Genomic DNA, 3,044 nt, shown 5'->3' with positions numbered 1-3,044 from the left:
TCTTCAGCTAGAACAAGGTGATAATAACTAGAAAAATGGAAAACCTGATAACTGATAACTGATAACTGATAGATTAAATCACCGTGCCGTCGGGAATAGTGGCATTTTTGAAAATAACCACGATGCCGCTGCGAACATAGAAACCTAAATCTTCGCGATTAGCTTCTTCCACACGATCTTTGTTAACAATTAAAACATTGGAACCAATGCGAGCATTTTTGTCCACAATTGCCCGACGAATAGTGGAACCAGGGCCAATACCCACGGGAATTTTGGCATTTCCGATCAGACTTTCCCGTTCGGGGAAAGACTCATAAAAGTCCGATCCCATCAGCATTGTATCCTCGATCGTGCAGTCTTTGCCGACTCGACTACGAATACCTAAAATCGAGTGATGGATGCGACATTCTTTGAGAATACAACCTTCAGAAATCATCGATTCTGTCACCGTACAATTGAGCATTTTTGTGGGTGGCAGATAGCGAGAACGGGTATAGATGGGGGCTTTTTCATCGTAGAAACTAAAGGCGGGATTTGGTTGTTGGGTCAAGGCGAGATTCGACTCATAAAAGGCTTCAATCGTCCCGATATCTTCCCAGTAACCCTTAAATAAATAAGCCTGAAGATTGTAGTCTTTAGCGGCCGAGGGAATAATTTCCTTACCGAAATCGGTCTGTTCTTTATTGGCATCGAGCAGATCGATTAAAACATTCTTTTTAAAGACATAAATTCCCATGGAAGCGATGTAGGGACTTTGACGGGCCTGGTCGGGACTTAAGCCTAAAATCGTCGTATCTACCCGCATTCTTTCCAATTCTGCCCCTTTGGGTTTCTCATAAAAATCGACAATTCGCCCCGAATCATTAATTTTCATCACCCCAAAAGCGGAGGCGCGACGTTCATCGATGGGAACTACCGATAAAGTGATATCGGCGTTGGTTTCCCGATGGCGTTCGATGAACTTGCTGTAGTCCATACGATAGAGATGATCTCCCGAGAGAATCAGATATTCATCGATATCCCAATCCTTCATCGTCCAGATATACTGTCGTACTGCGTCGGCCGTGCCTTGGAACCATTGAGGATTTTCCATGGTTTGTTGAGCGGCCAAAACTTCCACGAAACCATCACTAAAACCCGTAAAATTGTAGGTACGATTGAGGTGACGATTGAGGGAAGCGGAATTAAATTGCGTCAACACATAGATTTTATCAATCTGGGAGTTAATACAATTGCTGACGGGAATATCGATTAAGCGATATTTTCCCGCTAGGGGGACGGCAGGTTTTGCCCGCAGTTTCGTTAACGGATAAAGGCGAGTTCCGGCCCCGCCACCCAAAATAATAGCTAATACTTTTTTCACGCGCGTAACCCTCGCGATTGGCTGTTTCCTTCTCAAAGTAAGTGTAGGATGATAGCGCACCTTATTGATAGAGGGGAAACAAAAATCTAGATCTAAAAGTCATCAAGAGGGAATTGATCGGAGTCTTTGCGGATAAATTCGCTAAAATCATGAATTTTTGGGCTAAATCATTAATATTCACCTTTTTTCTCCCTTTACCGTACCTAATGCCCGCCACGGTGACGGGCGATCGCTGTTCTTGGTTAGCCCAAGGTTCCGATGTACAGACTTTCGGTAAACAGGGCCAAAGCGGAAAAGCTGGCAAGGTCGGCGGCCAAGGCAAAAATAGTGACAGTTTAACCCTTTTTCTCGATGGTTCTCCCCTAAAACTCGATATTTCAGGACAAAAAGGGGTCGATGGTGAAAATGGCAGCAATGGCAGCGATGGCAACTGTAGCGGTCAACCGGGCAACGTCACACGAAATCTCCAGGCGGCCGGTGGTGGTAACGGTGGCAATGGGGGTGATGGGGGTGATGGGGGCAATGGCGGCGCTTTAACCCTCTATGCCACTAATTTAGATTTTTTAAGACAAGTAACGGTCAATGCGGCCGGAGGCGCTGGGGGTTTTGGGGGTCAGGGAGGCCAGGGGGGCAAGGGTTGTCGCTGTTCCCAACCTTTCTGGACAATTCAAACCTGCAGCGGTAGGCCGGGTGATGCCAATTATAGCTGTACCACCAGAGAATTTAGCTGTCAGGATGGTCTGGATGGGGCGACGGGTAATAGTGGTCGTAACGGTCGCGAAGGGCGTTTAGGACAGTTAACTTTAATTCAAATCGATCGCCCTTTAACTGCCGATCAACCGAGCGCAACTGTTCCCCTGTCGGAGTTAAAAGAACGGGGTTATATTCTATCTAAAAATACTTGGGAAACTCGCACTGGGGCAATGTCTTTATTTGCCCCCGGCTCCCTCATCGATGATCAATATCGGATTTTATTAGATCGATCGGAACGTTCTTTTATTTTAATTTGGAATGCGCCCCAAGAGTTTAACCGGTTTACTAATCAGCGTTTTACTTTAACCCTCGATGATCAAAAGGAAATGAGGGTAACTGTCCCCAGTGAACTCTGGATCGAGGGAACCACTCAAAAACGCAATAATGTTACGGAATTTGTCGTTTATAATGCTGTTTTTGAACGAGATGTCACCCAATTAGAAGCAAAAGGTATTACAGGAAATGGTACTGATTTAAGGCTTTTTCTCGAAGATAAAGCTTCCCAATCGAATTTAATCGGCACTAAATTTAAAGTGCGTTATCGCGTCACTCGTTGGCAAGCAGACGACCTGCAAACCAGTCCGAGAACCGATTTTGTCACTCGCTATGAAGGAGATATGCCCGCTAATTTAGTCCGACAGGACGGCAATCAATTTATTCTGGATATCGGTCAATTACCCTTACCTGTGGAATCTTTGCGATCGGGTACTGGGGTAGAAATCGAGTTACTTGCTACTCGTTCTTTTGCTGGTTATTCCAAAGAACAAAAAATCGTCATCCGCGACACGATTAAAGGATCAAATATCCTGCGGAGATAAGTCAAAAAAGTCCCCTTCTCCTTTCTCCGGTGCAGTGTTAACCAGTAATTTAGATAGTCAACTTAAGTAGCTGGTTATAATTAAATTAAAAATAGATTTTAGGTTCGATC

2 protein-coding genes are annotated in these 3,044 nt (G+C 44.9%); one reads left to right on the top strand and one right to left on the bottom strand.

The window, feature by feature from the left end:
- Positions 1-73: 73 nt before the first annotated feature.
- Complete coding sequence (locus tag PX636_RS09005) at positions 74-1,363, bottom strand: glucose-1-phosphate adenylyltransferase (RefSeq protein WP_002798919.1); 1,290 nt, start codon at positions 1,361-1,363, stop codon at positions 74-76.
- A 206-nt stretch (positions 1,364-1,569) separates the two neighbouring features.
- On the opposite strand from PX636_RS09005, the gene PX636_RS09000 reads away from it, so the two are divergent.
- On the top strand, positions 1,570-2,934 hold the full coding sequence (locus tag PX636_RS09000; protein WP_288116806.1) for a collagen-like protein: 1,365 nt from the start codon (positions 1,570-1,572) through the stop codon (positions 2,932-2,934).
- Positions 2,935-3,044 lie beyond the last annotated feature (110 nt).

Source organism: Microcystis sp. M53598_WE2, assembly GCF_030067735.1.
Taxonomy (GTDB): domain Bacteria; phylum Cyanobacteriota; class Cyanobacteriia; order Cyanobacteriales; family Microcystaceae; genus Microcystis; species Microcystis aeruginosa.
Note: the sequence above shows the minus strand (reverse complement) of the source record. Positions and strands in the feature narration are given on the sequence as shown.